The 23,750-nt window shown below is 63.7% G+C and carries 20 protein-coding genes; 12 read left to right on the forward strand and 8 right to left on the reverse strand.

The window, feature by feature from the left end; translation table 11 throughout:
* Positions 1 to 289: 289 nt before the first annotated feature.
* The 3 genes from E8F11_RS22365 to E8F11_RS22375 all read right to left on the reverse strand — a co-directional run bounded on the left by E8F11_RS22365 (position 290) and on the right by E8F11_RS22375 (position 4,129).
* Positions 290 to 1,228, reverse strand: a complete 939-nt coding sequence (locus E8F11_RS22365; RefSeq protein ID WP_280291073.1) for a GGDEF domain-containing protein — start codon at positions 1,226 to 1,228, stop codon at positions 290 to 292.
* 312 nt (positions 1,229 to 1,540) lie between these two features.
* Positions 1,541 to 3,442, reverse strand: a complete 1,902-nt coding sequence (locus E8F11_RS22370; protein WP_280291074.1) for an acyl-CoA synthetase — start codon at positions 3,440 to 3,442, stop codon at positions 1,541 to 1,543.
* A gap of 27 nt (positions 3,443 to 3,469) precedes the next feature.
* A complete protein-coding gene (locus E8F11_RS22375) occupies positions 3,470 to 4,129 on the reverse strand; it encodes an alpha/beta fold hydrolase (protein WP_280291075.1) in 660 nt (219 codons plus the stop codon).
* Positions 4,130 to 4,605: 476 nt separating this feature from the next.
* Here E8F11_RS22375 and E8F11_RS22380 point away from each other — a divergent pair, with 476 nt between their 5' ends.
* The 4 genes from E8F11_RS22380 to E8F11_RS22395 all read left to right on the forward strand — a co-directional run bounded on the left by E8F11_RS22380 (position 4,606) and on the right by E8F11_RS22395 (position 8,805).
* Positions 4,606 to 5,634, forward strand: coding sequence for an amino acid ABC transporter substrate-binding protein (locus E8F11_RS22380; protein WP_280291076.1), 1,029 nt, complete (start codon positions 4,606 to 4,608; stop codon positions 5,632 to 5,634).
* A 107-nt stretch (positions 5,635 to 5,741) separates the two neighbouring features.
* Entirely contained in the window at positions 5,742 to 6,926 is a 1,185-nt protein-coding gene (locus E8F11_RS22385; RefSeq protein ID WP_280291077.1) for an amino acid ABC transporter permease, read from the forward strand.
* A gap of 10 nt (positions 6,927 to 6,936) precedes the next feature.
* Positions 6,937 to 8,034, forward strand: coding sequence for an amino acid ABC transporter permease (locus E8F11_RS22390; protein WP_280291079.1), 1,098 nt, complete (start codon positions 6,937 to 6,939; stop codon positions 8,032 to 8,034).
* Positions 8,035 to 8,043: 9 nt separating this feature from the next.
* A complete protein-coding gene (locus E8F11_RS22395; RefSeq protein ID WP_280291080.1) occupies positions 8,044 to 8,805 on the forward strand; it encodes an amino acid ABC transporter ATP-binding protein in 762 nt (253 codons plus the stop codon).
* A gap of 308 nt (positions 8,806 to 9,113) precedes the next feature.
* On the opposite strand, the gene E8F11_RS22400 is transcribed toward E8F11_RS22395, so the two are convergent.
* The 5 genes from E8F11_RS22400 to E8F11_RS22420 form a co-directional block, all read right to left on the reverse strand.
* Positions 9,114 to 9,890, reverse strand: a complete 777-nt coding sequence (locus tag E8F11_RS22400; protein WP_280291081.1) for an ABC transporter substrate-binding protein — start codon at positions 9,888 to 9,890, stop codon at positions 9,114 to 9,116.
* Between the two features lie 289 nt (positions 9,891 to 10,179).
* Positions 10,180 to 10,629: a molybdopterin synthase catalytic subunit MoaE gene (gene moaE / locus E8F11_RS22405; protein WP_280291082.1), complete on the reverse strand. Its 450-nt coding sequence runs from the start codon at positions 10,627 to 10,629 to the stop codon at positions 10,180 to 10,182.
* A 1-nt stretch (position 10,630) separates the two neighbouring features.
* Positions 10,631 to 10,879: a MoaD/ThiS family protein gene (locus E8F11_RS22410; protein ID WP_280291083.1), complete on the reverse strand. Its 249-nt coding sequence runs from the start codon at positions 10,877 to 10,879 to the stop codon at positions 10,631 to 10,633.
* Positions 10,879 to 11,352 (reverse strand): cyclic pyranopterin monophosphate synthase MoaC, encoded by a 474-nt coding sequence (gene moaC / locus E8F11_RS22415; RefSeq protein WP_280291084.1) that lies wholly within the window; start codon positions 11,350 to 11,352, stop codon positions 10,879 to 10,881. Before moaC ends, E8F11_RS22410 begins: the two co-directional genes overlap by 1 nt.
* Before the next feature lie 96 nt (positions 11,353 to 11,448).
* Positions 11,449 to 12,840 carry a PhoH family protein gene (locus E8F11_RS22420; RefSeq protein WP_280291085.1) on the reverse strand — a complete coding sequence of 464 codons (1,392 nt, stop codon included), beginning with the start codon at positions 12,838 to 12,840 and terminating at the stop codon, positions 11,449 to 11,451.
* A gap of 363 nt (positions 12,841 to 13,203) precedes the next feature.
* Between E8F11_RS22420 and E8F11_RS22425 the strand changes: the two genes are divergently transcribed.
* The 8 genes from E8F11_RS22425 (at position 13,204) to algG (ending at position 23,741) form a co-directional block, all read left to right on the forward strand.
* The gene (locus E8F11_RS22425) at positions 13,204 to 13,362 is read left to right on the forward strand and encodes a hypothetical protein (RefSeq protein WP_280291086.1); all 159 of its coding nucleotides are present in this window, start codon (positions 13,204 to 13,206) and stop codon (positions 13,360 to 13,362) included.
* Between the two features lie 79 nt (positions 13,363 to 13,441).
* Entirely contained in the window at positions 13,442 to 14,221 is a 780-nt protein-coding gene (gene yaaA / locus E8F11_RS22430; protein ID WP_280291087.1) for a peroxide stress protein YaaA, read from the forward strand.
* 924 nt (positions 14,222 to 15,145) lie between these two features.
* The gene (gene algD, locus E8F11_RS22435; RefSeq protein ID WP_280291089.1) at positions 15,146 to 16,456 is read left to right on the forward strand and encodes a GDP-mannose 6-dehydrogenase; all 1,311 of its coding nucleotides are present in this window, start codon (positions 15,146 to 15,148) and stop codon (positions 16,454 to 16,456) included.
* A 63-nt stretch (positions 16,457 to 16,519) separates the two neighbouring features.
* Positions 16,520 to 18,001 (forward strand): mannuronan synthase, encoded by a 1,482-nt coding sequence (alg8, locus tag E8F11_RS22440; RefSeq protein WP_280291090.1) that lies wholly within the window; start codon positions 16,520 to 16,522, stop codon positions 17,999 to 18,001.
* A gap of 29 nt (positions 18,002 to 18,030) precedes the next feature.
* Positions 18,031 to 19,191 (forward strand): alginate biosynthesis protein Alg44, encoded by a 1,161-nt coding sequence (locus E8F11_RS22445; protein WP_280291091.1) that lies wholly within the window; start codon positions 18,031 to 18,033, stop codon positions 19,189 to 19,191.
* Between the two features lie 13 nt (positions 19,192 to 19,204).
* The gene (gene algK / locus E8F11_RS22450; RefSeq protein ID WP_280291092.1) at positions 19,205 to 20,566 is read left to right on the forward strand and encodes an alginate biosynthesis TPR repeat lipoprotein AlgK; all 1,362 of its coding nucleotides are present in this window, start codon (positions 19,205 to 19,207) and stop codon (positions 20,564 to 20,566) included.
* Positions 20,567 to 20,706: 140 nt separating this feature from the next.
* On the forward strand, positions 20,707 to 22,152 hold the full coding sequence (locus E8F11_RS22455) for an alginate export family protein (protein ID WP_280291093.1): 1,446 nt from the start codon (positions 20,707 to 20,709) through the stop codon (positions 22,150 to 22,152).
* Positions 22,153 to 22,181: 29 nt separating this feature from the next.
* Positions 22,182 to 23,741 carry a mannuronan 5-epimerase AlgG gene (algG, locus tag E8F11_RS22460; RefSeq protein WP_280291094.1) on the forward strand — a complete coding sequence of 520 codons (1,560 nt, stop codon included), beginning with the start codon at positions 22,182 to 22,184 and terminating at the stop codon, positions 23,739 to 23,741.
* Positions 23,742 to 23,750: the final 9 nt, after the last annotated feature.

The following is a 23,750-nucleotide window of genomic DNA, read 5'->3' on the forward strand; positions in this document are numbered from 1 at the left end:
CATCCATGCCGCTCGTCCCCCTGCGCAACGCTTCCGCTCGGCCTGCTGACGGGGCAGAGTCGCCGCCCCACCTCTGCTGCACAGGTTCAGGCACTGACCAGGCATCAGGATTGCTGCGCCCTGTCAGGCGCGAGTCACCCCTCTACCCCTGGGAGAGGGGCGGGGGTGAGGGATGTATCAGGCAAGCGCGGAGGTCTGAAAGGCCCGTATTAGACGCTTCTATTCGGTGCTGCAACAGCTAACGCAGACATAGCGCCCCTACAAGAACAGTCCCGCCCTATGACTGCGGCTAGCCGTTCAAGCGGTTACGCCCGTCCTGCTTGGCCTGGTACAGCGCGCTGTCCGCCCGGGCGATCAGGCCTTGCAGGCTGTCCGGCTTGCACATTTCGGCCAGCCCGATGGAAACGGTCACGCCGGGCAGCACGCCCAGGGGCGAATAGAAGGAAGGGATCTGCTCCAGGCTGCTGCGCAGGCGCTCGCCGATGGCGCGGGCCTCGCGGCAATTCATTTCCGGCAGGAGGATGACGAACTCCTCGCCGCCATAGCGGGCCATGCTGTCCTTGGGCCGCAACTGGTTGCGCAAGGTGTGGGCCACCAGGCAGAGGGCGTAGTCACCGGCCAGGTGGCCGTGGCGGTCGTTGTAGCCCTTGAAGTGATCGACATCCAGCATGAGCATCGACAGCGGCTGGCCGTTGAAGGCGCAGCGGGTGCTTTCGCGCTGGTAGATGTGCTCCAGCCAGCGGCGGTTGAAGAGCCCGGTGAGGGTGTCGATCTTGGCGTTCTGCTCGGTATCGAGAATGATCCGGTTGCCCTGGCGAACCCGGTCGCAGAGCAGCTCCAGGAGGTTCTGCATCACCTGCGGTGCCTGCTGGAACAGCCCCACCAGGGCCTGACGATGCAGGCGCAGCACGCTGGTGGGCTCGCTGGCCACTACATAGGCCGAGGGGTGGTCATTGTCGATGAAGCTGATCTCGCCAGCGCACTCACCCACCTCCACCGTGCTCACCGGGCTGTTTTCCAGCGAGCCGAGGTAGACCATCAGCCGCCCTGCCAGCACCAGGTAGAGATACTGGTTGCGATTGAAGGGCGACAGCACGATCTCGCCAGTATCCAGGTCGCAGGCGCGAAACTCCTTCAGCAATTGCTCGAGGTTGCTCGCGGCGACGTTCCGGAACAGGCGCAGTCGGCTCAGCAGGTGCAAGTCTTTTTGCCAGTGAACATGCTTCATAGCTGCAACGAACCCGAATGCCAGTCGAAGCGGACGGCACCGCTAACGATCCCTGTCCAAGGTGTTAACCCGAAGTGACAGTATTCCCGCACTTTTTGTCTGGCAATGCCCGTCCAAAGCTGGGCCGACAGACGGCATGATCTTGGTAAGGAGCGCGACGATTACTGATATTTGCCACAATTTGGCAACAAAATTCTGCGCACACGAAAACGCTGTGAGCCTGTCGCTCACGCAGTCGGATTCGATTCCAGATGACGCAGAGACCAAAAGGCCGCCCTTGGGGCGGCCCGCTGTCGGTCAGTATAGATGGCCTCAGGCCAGCAAGCGGAATTTCATCGCATAACCCGCCATGCGCCCCTCCAGTCGCTCCTGGAGCTGCGAATCCAGGCCCGGCACGCGGATTTCGGCGACCTGGCCATGGCGCTCGTCGTTCACCACCGTCACGCTGACGCCCGGGGCGATGCTGCCCAGGACCTCCTCCAGTACGCGGCGGATGGCGTCGAAGCGCAGGGTCGGTTTGAAGGTCTTGCCCACTGCGGTGACCGGGATGGCGTCGATGATCCAGACGTCCTTGGGCACCGCAGCGCGTTCAGGGATATGCCGCGCCGCATGCTCCAGCAACTCCGCTTCGCTGACGCTGGCGCCGGGTTTCAGTTGCACGTAGGCCACCGGCAGTTCGCCGACCTTGTCATCGGGCTTGCCGACGGCGGCGGCCATGGCCACGGCCGGATGCTTGTGCAGGGCTTCCTCGATCATCTGCGGATCGATATTGTGGCCGCCGCGGATGATCAGGTCCTTGCTGCGGCCGGTGAGCCAGATATAACCGTCGGCGTCGATACGACCGAGGTCGCCGGTATTGAACCAGTCGCCGTCGACCCAGATGCCCTTGTTCTTGTCCGCCTGCAGGTACCCCTTGAACACGGTCACGCCGCGCACGCAGAGGTTGCCGATCTCGTCGACGGCGGCATCGCGCAGGTAGTGCCCCGACTCGTCAAGCACGGCGACCTTCACCTGGCAGTAGGGCATGCGCATGCCGATGGAGCCGGGCCGGCGCTCGCCATGGGCAGGGTTGCCGCAGCTGCCACAGGTGCCTTCAGTGAGGCCGTAGCCTTCGATCAGCCGCAAGCCGGTCTTGGCCTCGAACTGCTTGATCAGCTCCACCGGCATCGGCGCCGCGCCGCACAGGGCGTAGCGCAGGCTGGAGAGGTCGTGACCCTCGCTGGGTACCTGCAGGAGGCCCGCGTAGATGGTCGGCACGCCGCTGAAGAAGCTCACCCGGTAGCGCTCGATGACCTTCCAGAAGTTCTGGATAAGGCGACTGTTGCGGTAGCCCTGGGGCGTGGCGATGAGAATCTCGGCGCCGGCGAAGAAGGGCGCGAGTCCGGTGACCATCACGCCGTTGACGTGGAACAGCGGCAAGCCACAGAGGGTGTTGTCGCCCTCCTCCAGGTTGAGCCCGTAGGCGAGGATCATCGCCATGGCCACTTCGTTGCGGTGGCTGTGGGGCGCCAGTTTGGGCGTGCCGGTGGTGCCGCCGGTATGGAAGTAGGAGGCGACGTCATCCGGGTCGATCACCCGGCCGCTTTCCAGGTGGTCGGCGGGGAAGCGGTCGAGGAGTTCGTCGAAGTCCAGCACGCCTTCCGGCAGCGCGCCCCGTTGGGCCTTGATGGCGCTGCGCTGGGGCTCGGGCAGCAGGTTGGCGAGGTCCACCGCGACTATGGCTTCCAGCTCCGGCAAGTGGTCGCGCAGGCCGGCCACCTTGTCCCAGAGGTCGGTGCCGGGGAACGGCGCCAGGGTCACCAGCACTTTCGAGTCCGCCGCATGGACCAGTTCGGCGATGTGCTCGGGCTCCAGCAAGGGGTTGATGGCGTTGACGATACCCGCCGCCTCGCCACCCCAGAGGGTGAAGTGGGTCTGCGGCAGGTTCGGCAGCAGGAAGGACACCGCCTTGCCCGGGCGCACGCCCAGGTGGTGGAAGGCGTTGGCGGCCTGGGTGACCCGAGCCAGCAGTTGCGCGTAGGTCAGCTCGAAGGGCGTTTCCTCGGCGTCGCCCTGGAGCAGGAAGGTCATCGCGCGCTTGTGCGGATGGCGTTCGGCGCTTTGGCGGATCAGATCAAAGGTGCTGTCCGGCATGCCGCGCTCTTCCAGCGATAGGCGTTCGATTGCTTCGATGTCACGCAGGGTGGCGATGGGCGGAACGGAAGTCTGGGCCATGGTCGGTTCTTGTTCTGGGGGTTGGGGTCAGCTGTGCAGCCGCTCCACCAGCCAGGCGCCGATGTCACGGATCTGCTGCGGCAGCACCTCATGGGCCATCGGATAGTCGCGCCAGCCCACCGGCACCCCGGCTGCGGCCAGGCGGTCGTGGGCGGCGCGTCCCATCGCGGGCAGCACCACGTCGTCGAAGGTGCCATGCAAGCAGAGTACCGGCAGTTGTCGTTTTGTATCCGACAGTTGCATGTCGTCAGTGAAGGTCGGCGCATAAGTGGACAATGCCAGCACGCCGCCCAGTTCTCCCGGCCAGCGCAGGAAGGCGGCGTGCAGCACCACGGCGCCACCCTGGGAGAAGCCGGCCAGGACAATGCGCTTCGGGTCGATGCCGGCGTCGATCTGTGCCTGCACCAGGTCCATCACATGTTGCGCGGACTCCTCCAGCTGCGCTTCATCGATGGCGCGCTCGGGGCTCATGGCGAGGATGTCGTACCAGGACGGCATGGCCCAGCCACCATTGATGGTCACCGCCCGGGTCGGTGCCTGGGGCAGCACGAAGCGAGTGGTGCCCAGGACCTCCTGCAGGGCCTCGGCCACGGGCAGGAAGTCATAGCGGTCCGCGCCCAGACCATGGAGCCAGATGATGCAGGCGTCGGACCGGTGTGGGGGTTCGAGAATAAGTGTGTCGCTCATGGTGGCTCCGTTGTGGTGCATCTGCACAGTGGTGGGGCGATGGCATCAGGAAGGGTGGTTTGATAACAAAAAAATATGTCGCACCGCTAAAACTTTACCTATTGACCTATCGGAATAGGCCTACTGGCACCTGGCTGGTACGGCCTTTGCTATTCAGCAGCTGACTGACTCACGGCTGGGGCTCGGTAACACTTGTCCTGGCGTGCAACGGGTTGGGTAGCGGTTCCGACCGCTACCTTGCAGGCGGCCCCCCGGCGCCATTCATGATGCGGGGGTGGGCGCAATCCGTCTCCAGCCCATTTGACCAATGGGCGAGGAAAGGTCCGGTGGCGAGCGGAGCAGCGCCAACTAGACTCCTTCCTTAGGTCCGACACCCCGGTTGACCTTTTCAAGTGCATGAAAGGTTGAACCTGCCTCACGAGGGTACGGCGGTGGGATCGAGACTCCAACACCAATAAAAGCAACTGGAGGTTTTAATGAAGATGGTGAAATCCACCCTGGCCGTGCTGACCGCGGCAACCGTTCTCGGTGTCAGCGGTTTCGCACAGGCGGGCGCCACCCTGGACGCGGTGAAGAAGAAAGGCTACGTGCAATGCGGCATCAGTGACGGCCTCCCGGGCTTCTCTTACGCCGACGGCAAGGGCAACTACAAGGGCATCGACGTCGATGTCTGCCGTGCCGTTGCCGCCGCCGTGTTCGGCGATGCCAGCAAGGTCAAGTACAGCCCGCTGACCGCCAAGGAACGTTTCACCGCGCTGCAGTCCGGCGAAGTGGATGTCCTCTCGCGCAACAGCACCTGGACCAGCTCGCGCGACGCCGCCATGGGCCTGAACTTCACCGGCGTGACCTACTACGACGGTCAAGGCTTCCTGGTGAACAAGAAACTCGGCGTTTCCAGCGCCAAGGAACTTGATGGCGCCACCGTCTGCATCCAGGCCGGCACCACCACCGAACTGAACCTGTCCGACTACTTCCGCGCCAACAACCTCAAGTACACCCCCATCACCTACGACACCTCCGACGAGAGCGCCAAATCGCTGGAATCCGGTCGTTGCGACGTACTGACCTCCGACCAGTCCCAGCTCTATGCCCAGCGCATCAAGCTGGCCGCGCCGGACGAGTACGTGGTGCTGCCGGAAGTGATCTCCAAAGAGCCCCTCGGCCCGGCCGTGCGTCAGGGTGACGAGGAGTGGTTCGACATCGTGCGCTGGTCCCTGTTCGCCATGGTCAACGCAGAGGAACTGGGCCTGAACTCGAAGAACGTCGAAGAACAGGCCAAAACCACCAAGAACCCCGACATTGCCCGTCTGCTGGGCACTGAAGGCGAGTTCGGCAAGGACCTGAAGCTGCCGAAGGACTGGGCGGTGCAAATCGTCAAGCAGGTCGGCAACTACAGTGAAATCTTCGATCGCAATATCGGTGCCGGTAGCGACCTGAAGATCGAGCGCGGTCTCAACGCCCTGTGGAACAAGGGCGGTCTGCAGTACGCACCGCCGGTGCGCTGACCGTCGCCCGGCGGCCGCATGATGCGGTTGCCGGGCCAGTGTTCCAACTACAAGAGCCCCCGCGGCCTTGCCTTTGTGCAGGTCGCCGGGGTTCCTAGAGGGCTGTCATGCAAAACACTGTCAATCCCCCGCGCCGCGGCGGTTCGATCTGGACCGACCCCAAGGCGCGTGCGTGGGTCTTTCAGATCATCGCGGTCATCGCGGTCATCGCACTGGGCTGGTACCTGTTCCAGAACACCCAGACAAACCTGGAAAAACGCGGAATTCTCTCCGGCTTCGACTTCCTCGAGCAGAGCGCCGGTTTCGGGATCTCCCAGCACCTGATCGACTACAACGAGAGCGACTCCTACAGCCGCGTCTTCGTCATCGGTCTGCTGAACACCCTGCTGGTCTCGGTCATCGGCATTTTCTTCGCCACCATCCTTGGCTTCATCCTCGGGGTGGCGCGGCTCTCGCCGAACTGGTTGGTACGCAAACTGGCAACCATCTACATCGAGACCTTCCGCAACATCCCGCCGTTGCTGCAGATCTTCTTCTGGTACTTCGCCGTGATGCTGCCCATGCCCGGGCCGCGACAGAGCCTGAGCCTGGGCGAGAACTTCTTCCTCAACAATCGCGGCCTGTACATGCCGGCACCGACCATGGCGGATGGCTTCTGGCCCTTCCTCATCGGCCTGGTGCTGATATTGGTGGGTATCGTCGTCCTGGCCCGCTGGGCCAAGGCGCGGCAAGAAGCGACCGGCCAGCGCTTCCCGGTATTGCTCTCGACCCTGGCGCTGCTGGTGGTAGTCCCTACCCTGACCGAACTGGCGTTCGGTGCGCCCTTCCACTGGAGCGTGCCGCAACTGCAGGGCTTCAACTTCCGTGGCGGCTGGGTGGTGATTCCCGAACTGATCGCCCTGACCCTGGCGCTGACCGTCTACACCGCGGCCTTCATCGCCGAAATCGTGCGCTCGGGCATCCAGGCGGTGAGCCACGGGCAGACCGAAGCCGCGCGCTCGCTGGGCCTGCCGGCGCCGAAGATCCTGCGCCTGGTGATCATTCCGCAGGCCCTGCGCGTGATCATTCCGCCGCTCACCAGCCAGTACCTGAACCTGGCCAAGAACTCGTCCCTGGCAGCCGGCATCGGCTACCCGGACATGGTCTCGCTGTTCGCCGGAACGGTGCTGAACCAGACCGGACAGGCGATCGAGGTGATTGCCATCACCATGAGCGTTTACCTGGCCATCAGCATCAGCATTTCCATACTGATGAACTGGTACAACAAGCGCATTGCGCTGATCGAGCGGTAAGGAGAAGCGCATGACCGTACATACCTTCCGACCCGACATGCCGCCACCGCGCCTGAGCGTCGGCGTGGTCGGCTGGCTGCGTGCCAACCTGTTCTCCAACTGGTTCAACACGCTGCTGACCCTGTTCGCCATCTACCTGGTCTGGCTGATCCTGCCGCCGCTGATGAAGTGGGCCTTTCTCCAGGCCGACTGGACCGGCACCACCCGCGCCGACTGCACCAGCGACGGCGCCTGCTGGGTGTTCATCAAGGTGCGCTTCAGCCAGTTCATGTATGGCTTCTATCCGGAGGCCCTGCGCTGGCGTGTGGACCTGGCGGTCTGGCTGGCGATCTTCGGCATCGCGCCGCTGTTCATTCCCAAGGTGCCGCACAAGGCGATCTACGGGCTGAGCTTCCTGGTGGTCTATCCGCTGCTGGCCTACTGGCTGCTGCATGGCGGTTTCTTCGGCCTGGAAACGGTGTCCACCAGCCAGTGGGGCGGCCTGATGCTGACCCTGGTGATCGCGGCGGTGGGCATAGTCGGTGCCTTGCCGCTGGGCATCATGCTGGCCCTGGGACGACGCTCGGACATGCCGGCGATCAAGGTCATCTGCGTGACCTTCATCGAGTTCTGGCGCGGCGTGCCGTTGATCACCGTGCTGTTCATGTCCTCGGTGATGCTGCCGCTGTTCCTCCCCGAGGGGCTCTCCTTCGACAAGTTGATGAGGGCGCTGATCGGGGTGATCCTGTTCCAGTCGGCCTACATCGCCGAAGTGGTGCGGGGCGGCCTGCAGGCCATCCCCAAGGGCCAGTACGAAGCCGCCGCGGCCATGGGCCTGGGCTACTGGCGGATGATGGGCCTGGTGATCCTGCCGCAAGCCCTGAAGCTGGTGATTCCCGGCATCGTCAACACCTTCATCGCACTGTTCAAGGACACCAGCCTGGTCATCATCATCGGCCTGTTCGACCTGCTCAACAGCATCAAGCAGGCCACCACCGATCCGGCCTGGCTGGGCATGGCCACCGAGGGCTACGTGTTCGCCGCCCTGGTGTTCTGGATCTTCTGTTTCGGCATGTCCCGCTACTCCATGAGCCTGGAGCGCAAGCTGGACACTGGCCACAAGCGTTAGGAGTCACCCATGACTGAAGCAAGCAAGAAAACCGCCGGCGATCCGATCATCCGCCTGCAGGGCGTGAACAAGTGGTACGGCCAGTTCCACGTGCTGAAAGACATCAACCTGGACGTCAAGCAGGGCGAGCGTATCGTCCTCTGCGGGCCTTCTGGCTCGGGCAAGTCGACCACCATCCGCTGCATCAATCGCCTGGAGGAGCACCAGCAGGGCCGCATCATCGTCGATGGCACCGAGCTGACCAGCGACCTCAAGCACATCGAGGCGATCCGCAGCGAAGTGGGCATGGTGTTCCAGCACTTCAACCTGTTCCCGCACCTCACCGTGCTGCAGAACTGCACCCTGGCGCCCATGTGGGTGCGCAAGATGCCCAAGCGCAAGGCCGAGGAAGTCGCCATGCACTTCCTCGAGCGCGTACGCATCCCCGAGCAGGCCAACAAGTTCCCGGGGCAGCTCTCCGGCGGCCAGCAGCAGCGTGTGGCCATCGCCCGCGCGCTGTGCATGAAGCCGAAGATCATGCTGTTCGACGAACCCACCTCGGCGCTCGACCCGGAGATGGTGAAGGAAGTGCTCGACACCATGGTCGGCCTGGCCCAGGACGGTATGACCATGCTCTGCGTGACCCACGAGATGGGCTTCGCCCGTACCGTGGCCGACCGGGTGATCTTCATGGACAAGGGTGAGATCGTGGAACAGAACGAGCCCCACGCCTTCTTCGACAATCCGCAGAACGAACGGACCAAGGCGTTCCTCGGCCAGATCCTGCACTGAGGATTGGCCGCTGTACGAAAAAGGGAGCCTCCGGGCTCCCTTTTCTTTTGGGCAACTTGCGTTGGCGCCTTTCGTAGGTTGGCGCTGAGCGAAGCGAAGCCCAACATCTTCGCCCCACCACCGTTGGGCTTCGCCGAGCTCGGCCCAACCTACAGCTCTGAACGAGGAAGGGACCCTTCGGGCTCCCTTGTCCATTGGCGCGTGGAATGCTCCTGTAGGGGCGAATTCATTCGCCAAGCAGCCCGCAGGGCTGCCCACCTCGAACGAAAAAGCCGCGCATCGCGCGGCTCTTTCAGAGGGCTCCGCCCTCAGTCGCCGTAGATATCGAAATCGAAGTACTTGGCCTGGATCGCCTGGTACTTGCCATTGCTGCGCAGGGCCTTGATGGCGTTGTTGAATTTCTCGCGCAGCGCGTTATCGCCCTTGCGCACGGCGATGCCGGCGCCCTCGCCGAAGTAGTGCGGGTCCTGCAGGACCGGCCCGACGAACTCGTAGTCCTTGCCGTTCTCGGTCTTAAGGAAGCCCTCGTTGAGCGGGAAGGCGTCGGCCAGCACGCCGTCCAGGCGACCGGAAAGCACATCCAGGTAGATCTCGTTCTGGGTGCTGTAGCGCACGATCTTCACGCCCTTGGGCTCGAGTACCTCGGTGGCGAAGCGGTCAGTGGTGGTGGAGCGCTGGGTGCCGATGGTCTTGCCCACCAGGCTCTTGAACTCGGGGTCGACCGTGGTGCCCTTCTTCATCACCAGGCGCGCCGGGCTGTAGTAGTACTTGCCAGTGAAGTCCACGGACTTCTTGCGCTCATCGGTGATGGTCATGGAGGAAAGGACGGCGTCCACCTTCTTCACCTTTAGCGAGGGGATCAGGCCATCGAATTCCTGCTCGATCCACTGGCACTTGACCTTCATCTCCTCGCACATGGCATTGCCGATGTCGTAGTCGAACCCGGCGATCTCGCCGGCCGGGGTCTTGTAGGCGAAGGGGGGATAGGCGGCTTCGATGCCAATGCGCAGGGGCTTGTCGGCGGCGAAAACGCTGGAGGCCAGCAGGCTCAGGGCAAGGCTGCCCAGCAGAACGAGTTTCTTCATGGTGCGACTCCCGCAGTACGGATGGATGCCCGCCGCGGCTGGCTGGCGAGCAGGTTCGGAATGGATTGCGAGGCAGAAGAAGACGCCGCCAGGGCTGGCCGGCATGGGAACGGACGCGAGGACAACAGGCTGTGGATCATCATGGACGCCACTATCTTGTACTTGTGAGTCCATACTGGACTCAAATGTACAGATCGTCAATGGCCCCGAGCAGGCAGAAAAAAGCCCGGAGAGTCCGGGCTGTTCCAGGATGGTGAAGGACCCCACAGAAAAGCAGTCCGCGTAGCCTTCATTCCCAGCGCTCGGCTGCCGCCTTGTCACTGCAGCGGCCTTCCACCCAGCGCGGGCCTTCGGCGGTGTCTTCCTTCTTCCAGAAGGGCGCACGGGTCTTGAGGTAGTCCATGATGAAATTGCAGGCGTCGAACGCAGCCTGGCGGTGGGCGCTGGCGGTACCGACGAAGACGATGGGTTCGCCCGGCTCCAGCCGGCCGATACGGTGGAGAACATCCACGTTGAGCAAGGGCCAGCGCTGCCGGGCCTCCTCGGCGATCTTCTCCAGGGCCTTCTCGGTCATCCCCGGGTAGTGCTCGAGGAACATTCCAGCCACGTCCTGGCCTTCATTGAAGTCGCGCACGTAGCCGACGAAGCCGACCACCGCGCCTATGCCCACGTTGGCCGCGTGCAGCGCATTGAGTTCGAGGCCGGGATCGAAGGCGGTTTCCTGCACCCGAATGGCCATCTCAGCCTCCGGTCACTGTCGGAAAGAAAGCGACCTCGTCGCCGTCGGCCAGGGCTTCGTCCAGGCTGCACAGCTCCTGGTTGCGGGCGCACATCAGGTTCTGCTCGGCGAGCACTTCCCAGACGCCGCCACGGGCCAGCAGGTGCTGGCGCAGGTCATCCAGTTTCGCGAATGTCGAATCCCAGCTGAGCTGCTCGCCTTCGATGCCGAGCGCTTCACGGTAACGGGCGAAATACTGCACGCGAATCATCATTGCTCCCCGGCCTGGTAATGGCCGCTCTTGCCGCCCAGCTTCTCCAGCAGGCGCACGCTTTCGATGGTCATGCCGCGGTCCACCGCCTTGCACATGTCGTAGATCGTCAGGGCGGCGACGCTGGCGGCGGTCAGGGCCTCCATTTCCACCCCGGTCTGCCCGGCCAGCTTGCAGCGGGCGACTATGTGCACGCAATCGTCGCCTTCCGCGTTCAGCTCCACCTTGACGCTGGTGAGCATCAGCGGATGGCAGAGGGGTATGAGGTCGGAGGTCTTCTTCGCCGCCTGGATGCCGGCGATGCGCGCCACGGCGAACACGTCGCCCTTCGGGTGGCCGCCGGCCTGGATCATGGCAAGGGTTTCAGGGCGCATGCGCACACGGGCTTCAGCCGTCGCCTCACGGGAGGTCACCGCCTTGTCGGTGACGTCGACCATGTTGGCACGACCCTGGGAATCGAGATGGGTAAGCACTGCAAGTCTCCTCGGGCGGGCCGTTCAGGGCCCGCAGGAGACAGATTGTATACAGAAACCCGTACCGGGCGGCAGCTGCCGCCCGGCGGGAATGGGTCACATATGGGCTTCGGCGAACTCGGCCAGCACGGAACGCGGCACACCCTGCAGGGTGATGTGCACGCCGTGGGGGAAGTCCTTGAAGCGTTCGGTCAGGTAGGTCAGGCCCGAGCTGGGCGCGGAGAGGTAGGGCGTATCGATCTGCGCCAGGTTGCCCAGGCAGATCACCTTGGACCCGGTGCCAGCACGGGTGATGATGGTTTTCATCTGGTGCGGCGTCAGGTTCTGGCACTCGTCGATGATGATCAGGCTCTGCTGGAAGCTGCGCCCGCGGATGTAGTTCAGGGATTTGAACTGCAGTGGCACCTTGCTGAGGATGTAGTCCACGCTGCCGTGGGTGTTCTCGTCCTCCATGTGCAGGGCTTCCAGGTTGTCAGTGATCGCCCCCAGCCAGGGCTCCATCTTTTCCGCCTCGGTGCCGGGCAGGAAGCCGATCTCCTGGTCCAGGCCCTGCACGCTGCGGGTGGCGATGATGCGCCGGTAGCGCTTGCTGACCATGGTCTGCTCGATGGCCGCGGCCAGCGCCAGGATGGTCTTGCCCGAGCCCGCCGCGCCAGTCATGTTGACCAGGTGGATGTCCGGGTCGAGCAGCGCGTAGAGCGCCAGCGCCTGGTACACATCGCGCGGGCGCAGGCCCCAGGCTTCCTGGTGCAGCAGGGGCTCCTGGTGCAGGTCGAGGATCAGCAGCTCATCAGCCTTGATGCCCTTGATCCAGCCAACGAAGCCCTGCTCGTCGACGATGAACTCGTTGACGTGCACCGCCGGCAGGTTGTCGGTGAGTTGCACCCGGTGCCAGGTACGTCCGTGGTCCTGGCGGGTCTCCACCTTGCTCACACGGTCCCAGAAGGAGCCCGGCATATCGTGGTAGCCGCGGGACAGCAGGGATACGTCGTCGACCAGTTGGTCGGTGTGGTAGTCCTCCGAGTCGATGCCACAGGCGCGCGCCTTCAGGCGCATGTTGATGTCCTTGGTGACCAGCACCACGGCCATGCCCGGCTTGCGGCTCTTCAGCTCCACCAGTTGGTTGATGATCTTGTTGTCGTTGAGGTCTTCCGGCAGCCAGGTGATGGGGGCTGCGCGCTTGCTCATGAGGATCGAGAGGAACCCGCAGGGACCGCTTTTCTCTCGCTGGATGGGTACACCGTGTTCCACTTCCTCGGGGGTCGCACCACCAAGGATCTTGTCGATGAGGCGGATGGCCTGCCTGCATTCTGCGGCGACGCCCTGTTTGCCGGTCTTCAGCTTGTCCAGTTCTTCCAGCACGGTCATCGGGATGGCCACGTGGTGTTCCTGGAAGTTCAACAGCGCATTGGGGTCATGGATCAGGACGTTGGTATCTAGGGCGTACAAGGTTGGAGCGGTAGGGCTGGAGCGTCCGTGGTCGTCCATACGCGGTCACCTTCTTATCGGGCCAGGCGACGGAATGCCAGACTGGCGCTCCGCCGCGGGGGGCCGCCGACCTCCCCCTTCCGGGTTATGCCGGGCGGGAGAAGGTGCCAACAAGGTGAGGGCCGATGGTCGCCACCTGTCTGCAGGGTTCGGCGGTCTTCCTTGTTAATACTCCATTCGGGATGACAGAAAAAAGACTTTTTTCGTGGTCTGGGTCTTTTTTCACATGACGATAAAAAGACCTTGGCGCATGAAAAAGCTCCCGTTAAAGTCGAAAGTCCCCTCTCCCGAAGTTCAGCCTTTTCCTCAGCGGCCCAGCAGGCCGTTGACGAAGCGCCGTGCGTTATCCTCCAGGCTTTCCAGGTGATACCCCCCTCCCGTACCGCCAGGCAGGGCTTTTCCGGCCATATGGTGGCTGCCTGCCCCAGCACATCGTCCGCGACGACCTGGCCCGAGGCCGCCTTTCTCGAAGAGCTGCGCCGCTATCTGGAGGAGGTGCCACTGGAGCAACGCCTGGGCTGAGCCTTACCTATCGGCGGGATAGCTGGAGCCGAATGCGGCAAATCCCTAGAATCCCCGCATTCCCGAAGGAGACGATTCGATGCTGTTGGTGATTTCCCCCGCCAAGACCCTGGACTACGAGACCCCGCCGGTCACCCCGCGCCACACCCAGCCGGAGTTCCTGGACCACGCCCAGGAGCTGATCCAGCAATTGCGTGAACTGAGCCCGGCGCAGATCGCCGAGCTGATGCACCTCTCCGACAAGCTCGCCGGCCTCAACGCAGCGCGCTACGGCAGCTGGCACCCGGACTTCACCCCAGCCAATGCCAAGCAGGCCCTGCTGGCCTTCAAAGGCGACGTCTACACCGGCCTGAACGCCGAAGATTTCAGCGAAGCCGATTTCGACTTCGCCCAGCAGCACCTGCGCATGCTCTCCGGCCTCTACGGTCTGCTGCGCCCGCTGGACCTGATGCAGCCCTACCGCCTGGAAATGGGCACCAAGCTGGCCAACGCCCGCGGCAAGGACCTCTATGCCTTCTGGGGCGAGCGCATCAGCGGCTGGCTGAACGAAGCCCTGGCGGCCCAGGGTGACGATATCCTGCTCAACCTCGCCTCCAACGAATACTTCAGCTCGGTGAAGCGCAAGGCGCTGAATGCGCGGGTGATCGACACCGAGTTCAAGGACCTGAAGAACGGCCAGTACAAGATCATCAGCTTCTACGCCAAGAAAGCCCGCGGCATGATGGCCCGCTACGTGATCAAGGAACGCCTGCAGGACCCGGAAGGGCTGAAGGACTTCGACTACCAGGGCTATCGCTACTCGGCGGAGCACTCGAGGCCCGACAGCCTGGTATTCCTGCGGGACGAGCCGCAGGAGTGAGTTCACAAAGACCCCGCCTGATGGCGGGGTTTTCTTTTGCCATGTCTTCGTAAAGCATGGAGCCCAGCGCAAAAGCCGTAGAGTGGGCTTCAGCCCACCATCGGAAGTCCGCGTGGGCTAAAGCCCCCCCTACAAAACTGCAGTGCGTAGGGTGGACCACGCTTTACCGGTCCACCATGACGGCCTGGTTCGAAGGCCACGGTGGATATGAAGAGCGATATCCACCCTACATCTGAATTCACTGCCCATGCCGGCACCGGGCCATGTTCCTGCACGTTCGTTCCGTGCCACTTAATGGCCACTGTTAATTCCAATATCACTTCAAGATCAAATAGCTGGCACAACTACGCTTTTGATACTGGCCAATTTGAATCCAGATAGTGGCCAAGTTGCAAAATGCAATCACCGATAAATTGCAATTTGCACTGCCCGGAACTTTTCTGCAAAGCCTCCGCTCTTAGGTTGCCATCAACGCGGAATCTGGACCCTCATAGTCAAAATTCTGCAATAAAGCAAATCGGGGACGAACGGTAGGAACTATCCGAAAAGAGAGACACTCATACCCCCCGTGACCTAATTCCTCACACCATTTTTCCGGTGTGATTTCAAACTGCCTTGATATCTATCGGTGCACAGCCGAGGGGTGGTCTTTATCTGGCGAAAGCCAAACAAGTTAACTAAGGAGAACCGCAACAAACTCGACCTACTGGACAAAACCAACGAGCCAGAGCCCTTGCGGCGATCAGCTCAGGACTCTACCCGGGCAAGCGTTACTAAATGCCCAGTTCAGGCGCCCTAACTTTGGCGTCCGGTATTACTCATGCCTGTGCACTGCAAAGTTGCCCTATGCAACATAACAGTGCAAACGGAAGTGACATTAACGTCACATATTAAACAGCGTGCTGAATGGACGAGGTGAATACGATGCGTATCAGCATCTTTGGTTTGGGCTATGTTGGTGCAGTATGCGCCGGCTGCCTCTCTGCTCGTGGTCATGAAGTTGTTGGCGTAGATATTTCGCCGGCCAAGATCGACCTGATCAACAATGGCAAATCGCCCATTGTCGAGCCCGGCCTGGAAGAACTCCTGCAACAAGGCGTGAAGACCGGCCGCCTGCGTGGAACCACCGATGTCGGCGGCGCCGTGCGCGATACCCAGGTGTCCTTCATCTGCGTCGGTACGCCGAGCAAGAAGAACGGCGACCTTGAGCTGGACTACATCGAAGGCGTCTGCCGCGAGATCGGCCTCGCCCTGCGCGACAAGTCCGAGCGCCACACTGTCGTGGTGCGCAGCACCGTGCTGCCGGGTACCGTGAATAACGTAGTCATCCCGATTATCGAAGACTGCTCCGGCAAGAAAGCGGGCGTCGATTTCGGCGTCGCGGTAAACCCCGAGTTCCTCCGCGAAAGTACCGCGATCAAGGACTACGACTACCCGCCCATGACTGTCATCGGCGAGTTGGACAAGGCCTCCGGCGACCTGCTGGAAACCCTGTATCGCGAACTGGACGCACCGATCATCCGCAAGGCCATCGAAGTGGCCGAGATGATCAAGTACACCTGCAACGTCTGGCACGCGGCCAAGGTGACCTTCGCCAACGAGATCGGCAACATCGCCAAGGCCGTCGGCGTCGATGGCCGCGAAGTGATGGATGTGGTCTGCCAGGACAACAAGCTGAACCTGTCCAAGTACTACATGCGCCCGGGCTTCGCCTTCGGTGGTTCCTGCCTGCCCAAGGACGTGCGCGCACTGAACTATCGCGCCACCTCCCTGGACGTCGAGTCGCCGCTGATCGGCTCGCTGATGCGCAGCAACGCCTGCCAGGTGCAGAAGGCCTTCGAGATCATCGCCGGCCACGACAAGCGCAAGGTTGCCCTGCTCGGCCTGTCCTTCAAGGCCGGCACCGACGACCTGCGCGAGAGCCCGCTGGTGGAACTGGCCGAGCTGCTGATCGGCAAGGGCTATGACCTCAGCATCTACGACCGCAACGTCGAGTACGCCCGCGTCCACGGCGCCAACAAGGACTACATCGAGTCGAAGATCCCGCACGTGTCCTCGCTGCTCGACAGCAACTTCGATGCCGTGGTCGACAAGGCCGACATCATTGTCCTGGGCAACCGCGACGAGCTGTTCGCGCCGCTGGCCCAGCAGGCGCCGGTCGGCAAGCAGGTGATCGACCTGGTGGGCTTCATGCCCAAAGGCACCCACGGCAACGCCGAGGGTATCTGCTGGTAAGCGCCCTGCCCCCCTCCCCTCGCGGGAGGGGGCACGCCCAACACGACCAGGACGATTCCCCCTATGGACAAAATCAAGCATGGCCTGCTCGAAGCCTCGGGCTGGCTGTTCTACCTCCTTGCGCTGATGTTGCTGGCACTGGCATTGCCCAAGTCCGTGTTCGACCCGGATTCCAAGCACTTCCTGCTGCTGATCGGCGTGGTGGGCATCTGGCGCTATTCCATGGGCGCCCTGCACTTCGTGCGCGGCACGCTGTTCCTCTACGTCGTCTACCCCTGGTACAAGCGGCGCCTGGCCAAGCTCGGCAGCGCGGCGGACCCGTCCCACGTATACCTGATGGTGACCAGCTTCCGTATCGAGGCGCTGACCACCGCCATGGTCTACCGCTCGGTCATCCAGGAAGCCATCGACTGCGGCTATCCCACCACCGTCGTCTGCTCCATCGTCGAGCTGTCCGATGAGCTGCTGGTGAAGAACCTCTGGACCAAGCTGGCGCCGCCGGCGCGGGTCAAGCTGGACTTCGTGCGCATTCCCGGTACCGGCAAGCGCGACGGCCTGGCCTACGGTTTCCGCGCCATCTCCCGGCACCTGCCGGCGCCTGACGCGGTGGTGGCGGTGATCGACGGCGACACGGTGCTGGCCGAAGGCGTGGTGAGGAAGACCGTGCCCTGGTTCAAGCTGTTCCCCAATGTCGGCGGCCTGACCACCAACGAGTTCTGCGAAGTGCGTGGCAGCTACATCATGAGCGAGTGGCACAAGCTGCGTTTCGCCCAGCGCCACCTCAACATGTGCTCCATGGCACTCTCCAAGCGCGTGCTGACCATGACCGGGCGCATGTCGGTGTTCCGTGCCCGGGTAGTGACCGACCCGCACTTCATCGCCGACGTCGAAAGCGACCACCTGAACCACTGGCGCCTCGGCCGCTTCCAGTTCCTCACCGGCGACGACAAGTCCAGCTGGTACAGCCTGATGCGCCTGGGCTTCGACACCTTCTACGTGCCGGACGCCGCGATCAACACGGTCGAGCACCCGCCGGAGAAGAGCTTCATCAAGGCCAGCCGCAAGCTGATGTTCCGCTGGTACGGCAACAACCTGCGACAGAACAGCCGCGCCCTCGCGCTGGGCCCGAGTCGCCTTGGCTTGTTCACCACCATCGTGCTCAACGACCAGCGCCTGTCCATGTGGACCTGCCTGCTGGGCCTGGCCGTGGCCATCATCGCCAGCCTGAAGTACAGCATCGCCTACCTGCTGGTGTACCTGCTGTGGATCGGCCTCACCCGGCTGGTCCTGACCTTGCTCCTGAGCATTTCCGGCCACCGGATCGGGCCGGCCTATCCGTTGATCCTCTATTACAACCAGATCGTCGGGGCCCTGGTGAAGATCTACGTCTTCTTCCGCCTGGACCAGCAGTCCTGGACCCGCCAGAACACCAAGCTCAACCGTGACCTCGCGAGCTTCTCGCGCTGGTTCAACACCTGGTCCTCACGCGCCATGACCTTTTCCGCAACCAGCGTATTCATCGCCACGCTGATGGCGATCGTGTGAGCACAAGGAACCTGACAGGAATCGAAGCCATGAATACAGCCGTCAATCTCAATGTGGTGCATGAATCCGAAGCCCAGCGCCAGCATGCGCGGGTGAAGATCCCCGGCAAGATCCGCTACATCGCCCGTGGCGAACGCTTCGAGGCGTCGCTGCTGGACGTCTCCGCCGGCGGCTTCGCCTACACCGGCGGGCGCTCCGGCGCCGCGATCGGTGACCACCACAGGGGCCGCCTGATGTTCCAGATCGACGGCCTGAGCCTGGGCCTGGACATCGAGTTCCAGGTGCGCGCCGTGGACGCCCGCCACGAGCGCATCGGCTGCGTGTTCCACAACCTGCAGCCGCGCGACATCGCGACCCTGCGCTACCTGATCAGCGCGCACCTCTCGGGCGAGCTGGTCAGTGCCGGCGACCTGCTCAACACCCTGCAGCGCGAGAACTTCACCAAGCCGCGCAAGGGCGGCGCCGGTGGTGGCATGAGCGCGCTCGGGCGCCTCAAGGCGGTCTCCCTCAGCCTCGGCATCTTCGTGGTCGGACTCGGCGCCTTCGGCTACATCAGCAAGTCCCTCTACGGCCTCTACTTCGTCACCCACGCGGACTCGGCCATGGTCGCGGTGCCCGCTTTGCAGGTCACCATGCCCCGCGAAGGCACCGTACAGAGCCTGGTAGGCCCCGATGCCACGGTCGAGAAGGGCGCGCCCATCGCCTCCTTCTCCGCCACCATGCTGGAGATGCTCAAGGGCCACCTGACCGACAACCAGCTCTCGCCGGGCAACGTCGAGGAACTCTTCGGCAAGCAGATGAAGGGCACCCTCACCAGCCCCTGCAACTGCAAGATTTCCCGCCAGCTGGTGGCCGACGGCCAATTCGCCAGCAAGGGCGACGTGATCTTCGAACTGGTGCCCCAGGACACCCAGGCCACCGTGCAGGCGCGCTTCCCCTTCCGCAACATCGCCCAGGCCAGACCCGGCGCTCGCGTGAGCTTCCAGGTGGCCGGCGAAGACGTGGTGCGCCACGGCAAGATTCTCAGCACCAACCTGCACGACGGCAGCATGTCCGCCGACATCCGCGCCACCATCCAGCCCGACGAGCCGCTGCCCAGCAGCCTCGCCGGCCAGCCGGTGGAAGTCAGCGTCGAACGTGGCCCGTCCTTCGACTGGCTGATCAACCGCGCTCTGGCCGCAGGCTTCTAAGGAGGGCTCGACCATGGCCCATCACGCCTCCCCCCTTCTGCTGCTGGCCGCGGCGGTGACCCTGGCCGGCTGCGCCGGCCTGCCCGACGAGCGCCTCGCTTCCGAGGCGCTGAAACGCGGCGACAGCGCCACCGCCGAGCAGAACTTCCGCCAGCTTGCGGAACTCGGCTACGCCGACGCCGCGGTCGGCCTGGCCGACATGCAGGTGGCCAGCGGTGACCCCGCGCAGTTGCAAAAGGCCGAGCAGACCTACCGCCAGGCCATGGACCAGTCGCCCCGCGCCAAGGCGCGCCTGGGCAAGCTGCTGGCACGCAAGGCCGAGCTGAGCCCGGCCGAACGCCGCGAAACCGCGCAGCTGCTGGAAGAATCCTTCCAGGCCGGCGAGGAAAGCAGCCTGCTGCCGCTGGTCATGCTCTACCTGCAGTACCCGCAGGACTTCCCAGAGGTCTCCGTCCCGGCGCGCATCGCCCAATGGCGCGCCGAAGGCCACATCCAGGCCGAGCTGGCACAGATTCTCTTCTATCGCACCCAGGGCACCTACGATCAGCACCTGGGCGAGATCGAGCAGATCTGCACCCGCAACCTGGCCCTGGCCGACGTCTGCTATGTCGAGCTGGCCACCGTTTACCAGAAGCAGGGCAACAGCGATGCCCAGCAGAAGTTGCTGGATGGCCTGATGGCCGGTTACCACGCCGGACGCATCCCCGCCCAGCGGGTGGAGTCGGTGGCCCTGGTGCTGGCCGACGCCGACCTCGGCAAGCCCGATGAAGGCAAGGCGCAGGAGCTGCTGGAAGCAGTGGCCCCGACCTACCCCGCCGCCTGGGTCAGCCTGGCCAAGCTGCTCTACGAATACCCGGCGCTCGGCGATACCGAGCAGATGCTGGGCTACCTGGAAAAGGGCCGCGCCGCTTCCCTACCCCGCGCCGAACTGCTGCTCGGCCGCCTCAACTACGAAGGCAAGCTGGTGCCGCTGGACCCGAAGAAGGCCGAGCAGCACCTGCTGAAGGCCGCCCCCACCGAGCCCAGCGCCAATTACCTGCTGGGTCAGATCTACCTGCGTGGCTACCTGGGCGACATCGATCCGGACAAGGCCCTGAACCACCTGCTCGCCGCCGCGCGCAGCGGCCAGATCAACGCCGACTTCGCCCTCGGCCAGATGTACTCCCAGGGCAAGGGCGTAAGGCCCAATCCGGTCAACGCCTACGTATTCAGCCAGCTGGCACTGCCCAAGAACACGCCGCAGGCCCTCGAGCTGGCGCGGCTGGTGGAGCAGCAACTGTCGCCGGCCGACCGCGCCCGCGCCGAACAGCTCCTGCGCGAAGAACGGGCCGCACGCGGCACCGCGGCGCCCGACACCCAGATGAGCAACCTATGAATCCCCATCCGCAGCCCCCCGTAGGTTGGGCAGAGCGCAGCGAAGCCCGACAGCGGCGTACGGCAAACGTTGGGCTTCGCGTAGCTCAGCCACAACCTACGAAAGAGCGCGGACCGCGGAACATGAGAGATGAGAAACGCATGAACAAGAATCCCTGGATTCACGCCAGCCTCGGCCTTTCCCTGCTGGCCACGGGCATCGCCCACGCCGCCCAGCCGGAGGGCCGCAACTTCGGCCTGGACGTGAAGATCACCGCCCAGTCCGAAGACGACCGCGACCTCGGCACCCGCAACGGTGGCGACGTCGAGGGCATCGGTCTCGACCTGCGCCCCTGGGCCTACGGCGAGCGCGGCGAGTGGAGCGCCTTCGCCATGGGCCAGGCGGTCACCGCCACCGACATCGTCGAGACCGACACCCTGGAGTCCAGCGATATCGAGTCCGACTCCAGCCAGCGCAACGACGGCCGCGAGCCGGACAAGAGCTACCTGGCCCTGCGTGAATTCTGGGTCGACTACGGCGGCCTCACCGCCTATCCCGGCGAGCACCTGCGCTTCGGTCGCCAGCGCGTGCGCAGCGAGGAAGGCACCTGGTGGGACACCAATATCGAGTCCCTGCGCTGGACCTTCGACACCACCCTCTTGCGCGCCCACGCCGGCGTCGCCGAGCGCTTCAGCGACTATCGCACCGATATCGACGAACTGGCGCCGGAAGACGAGGACCGCCAGCACTTCTTCGGCGACATCTCCACCCAGTGGCGACCCGGCCACTGGGTCGGCGCCAAGCTCCACCACAGCCGCGACAGCGGCGACCTGCCGAACGTGGGCGAGGAAGTCGACGAACTGTCCAAGCGCACCACCGGCGACCTCACCTGGCTGGGCCTGGAAGCCGACGGCGGCTTCTTCGACCGCCGTTCCACCCTGCCGCTCAACTACTGGGCGCAGGCCACCTGGCTGACCGGCGACGTGGACGAGCTGGAACAGACCACCCTGGGCAACCAGAGCGTCGCCAGCGGCTCGCGCAACGTCGATGTCGACGCCTGGGCCCTGGACCTCGGCCTGCGCTGGACCATCGACGAGCAATGGAAGGTCGGCGGCGCCTACGCCCGTGGCAGCGGCGGCGGCGATGACGACAGTTCCGAACAGTTCCGCCAGACCGGACTTGAGAGCAACCGCTCCAACTTCACCGGCACCGAGGCACGCATGCACCGCTTCGGCGAGGCCTTCCGCGGCGAGCTGAGCAACCTGCAGGTGGCCAGTGCCTTCACCTCCTGGCAGATGGGCGAGGACTACGACGCGAGCCTGGTCTACCACCGTTTCTGGCGCGTCGACGACAACCAGGACGTGGGCCAGAGCGGGATCATCGCGCCGCTGGAAGACGGCGAGAAGGACATCGGCCAGGAGGTCGACCTGGTGGTCACCCGCTACTTCAAGCAAGGCCTGCTGCCGGCTTCCATGGCCGAGCACCTGGACGAGCGTTCGGCCCTGGTGCGCTTGCGTGGCGGCGTGTTCAAGCCGGGCGATGCCTATGCCAGCGGTACCGACTCGCTGATGCATCGCGCCTTCGTCGACTTCATCTGGCGCTTCTGATGGACGTCCGGCGCACGGGAGGAACAGCCATGAAACGCAGCATGGGAACCACATTGCTGGCAAGCGGCGTCATGCTTGGCGCCCTGCAGTTCGCCGCGCCCTGGGTCCAGGGCGCCGAGCCGACCCAGGAGCTCAAGGAAACCAAGAACTACACGATATCCACCGCGCCGGCCGAACAGCTGCACCTGGAAACACCCAAGCTGCCGGACATGTCCGGCTATACCGCCCAGGCGGTGGAAGCGAAGATCGACCGCAAGACCCGCGGCCGCGTGGTAGTCAAGCGCATGCTCCAGCAGGATGCGCTGAAGGACTTCATCGGCGGCGACGAGCGTCTGCGCGAATGGGTCAAGCGCCAGCAGGCCATGCCCCAGGCGATCTTCATCGAAGGCGGCTACGTGACCCCGGAAGACCTGGCCAAGGCCCTGCCCGACAGCCAGTTCAGCGAGACCGAGCCGGGCGTCTACCTGGCCCGCCTGCCGCTGGTGGTGGGCCACGATGCGAGCCTGGAGATCGGCAAGAGCACCAAGGATTTCCGCCTCTCCCAGGAGCGCGGCGCTTTCCTGGTCAACGACGGCAAGCTGTTCATCACTGGCACCAGGCTCACCGCCTGGCGCGAGCAGGACAAGGCCCCGGCCTCGTTCCGCAAGCCCGATGAGTTCCGTCCCTTCCTGGTGTCCTGGGGCGGCAGCGAGCTCTACATAGTCGGCAGCACCGTCACCAGCCTCGGCTACGACAACTCCAAGTCCTACGGCGTCTCCATCACCCAGTACACCCCGGGCCAGGCCAAGCGCCTGAAGCGCTCGGCGCCGACCGGCTGGCTGCTGGATTCGGAGTTCGTCGACCACTGGTACGGCTTCTACTGCTTCGAGGCGGAGAACGTGGTGATCAAGGGCAATACCTACCGCGACAACATCGTCTACGGCATCGACCCGCACGACCGTTCCCGCGGCCTGATCATCGCCAACAACACCGTCTTTGGTACCAAGAAGAAGCACGGAATCATCGTTTCCCGTGAGGTGGATGACAGCTGGATCGTCCACAACAAGAGCTACGACAACAAGCTCTCGGGCATCGTCATCGACCGTAACTCGATCAACAACCTGGTGGCCTGGAACGAGGTCTACCAGAACCATGCCGACGGCATCACGATCTACGAGAGCTCGAACAACCTGCTCTGGGGCAACAAGGTCCTCAACAACCAGCGCCACGGCATCCGTGTGCGCAACAGCGTGAACATCCGCCTGTACGAGAACCTCTCCGCGGCCAACGGCCTGACCGGCGTGCTTGGCCATATCAAGGATCTTTCCGACACCGACCGGAACATCGCGCTCGACCCCTTCGACGCCAAGGTTTCGATGATCCTGGTCGGCGGCAAGCTCGCCGGCAACGGCTCCAGCCCCCTTTCCATCGACTCGCCGTTATCGGTCGAGCTGTATCGCGTCGAGCTGCTCGCGCCGAGCAAATCCACCGGCATCAGCTTCGCCGGCGTGCTCGGCGAAAAGCAGGAAGAAATCCTCGACTTGATGGTGCGCCGCAAGCAGGCGGTGCTGATCGACCCCGTCGAAAGCCAGGCCGAACTCCAGGATTGAGGCACAGGA

This window comes from Pseudomonas sp. BN417 (assembly GCF_029871205.1).
Lineage (GTDB): Bacteria > Pseudomonadota > Gammaproteobacteria > Pseudomonadales > Pseudomonadaceae > Metapseudomonas.

What these genes read in the sequence shown, in the direction of transcription:
- E8F11_RS22365 (WP_280291073.1), bottom strand. Translation starts at nt 1,228, where the DNA reads ATGAAGCATGTTCACTGGCAAAAAGACTTGCACCTGCTGAGCCGACTG.
- E8F11_RS22370 (WP_280291074.1), bottom strand. Translation starts at nt 3,442, where the DNA reads ATGGCCCAGACTTCCGTTCCGCCCATCGCCACCCTGCGTGACATCGAA.
- E8F11_RS22375 (WP_280291075.1), bottom strand. Translation starts at nt 4,129, where the DNA reads ATGAGCGACACACTTATTCTCGAACCCCCACACCGGTCCGACGCCTGC.
- E8F11_RS22380 (WP_280291076.1), top strand. Translation starts at nt 4,606, where the DNA reads ATGAAGATGGTGAAATCCACCCTGGCCGTGCTGACCGCGGCAACCGTT.
- E8F11_RS22385 (WP_280291077.1), top strand. Translation starts at nt 5,742, where the DNA reads ATGCAAAACACTGTCAATCCCCCGCGCCGCGGCGGTTCGATCTGGACC.
- E8F11_RS22390 (WP_280291079.1), top strand. Translation starts at nt 6,937, where the DNA reads ATGACCGTACATACCTTCCGACCCGACATGCCGCCACCGCGCCTGAGC.
- E8F11_RS22395 (WP_280291080.1), top strand. Translation starts at nt 8,044, where the DNA reads ATGACTGAAGCAAGCAAGAAAACCGCCGGCGATCCGATCATCCGCCTG.
- E8F11_RS22400 (WP_280291081.1), bottom strand. Translation starts at nt 9,890, where the DNA reads ATGAAGAAACTCGTTCTGCTGGGCAGCCTTGCCCTGAGCCTGCTGGCC.
- moaE (WP_280291082.1), bottom strand. Translation starts at nt 10,629, where the DNA reads ATGGCCATTCGGGTGCAGGAAACCGCCTTCGATCCCGGCCTCGAACTC.
- E8F11_RS22410 (WP_280291083.1), bottom strand. Translation starts at nt 10,879, where the DNA reads ATGATTCGCGTGCAGTATTTCGCCCGTTACCGTGAAGCGCTCGGCATC.
- E8F11_RS22420 (WP_280291085.1), bottom strand. Translation starts at nt 12,840, where the DNA reads ATGGACGACCACGGACGCTCCAGCCCTACCGCTCCAACCTTGTACGCC.
- yaaA (WP_280291087.1), top strand. Translation starts at nt 13,442, where the DNA reads ATGCTGTTGGTGATTTCCCCCGCCAAGACCCTGGACTACGAGACCCCG.
- algD (WP_280291089.1), top strand. Translation starts at nt 15,146, where the DNA reads ATGCGTATCAGCATCTTTGGTTTGGGCTATGTTGGTGCAGTATGCGCC.
- alg8 (WP_280291090.1), top strand. Translation starts at nt 16,520, where the DNA reads ATGGACAAAATCAAGCATGGCCTGCTCGAAGCCTCGGGCTGGCTGTTC.
- E8F11_RS22445 (WP_280291091.1), top strand. Translation starts at nt 18,031, where the DNA reads ATGAATACAGCCGTCAATCTCAATGTGGTGCATGAATCCGAAGCCCAG.
- algK (WP_280291092.1), top strand. Translation starts at nt 19,205, where the DNA reads ATGGCCCATCACGCCTCCCCCCTTCTGCTGCTGGCCGCGGCGGTGACC.
- E8F11_RS22455 (WP_280291093.1), top strand. Translation starts at nt 20,707, where the DNA reads ATGAACAAGAATCCCTGGATTCACGCCAGCCTCGGCCTTTCCCTGCTG.
- algG (WP_280291094.1), top strand. Translation starts at nt 22,182, where the DNA reads ATGAAACGCAGCATGGGAACCACATTGCTGGCAAGCGGCGTCATGCTT.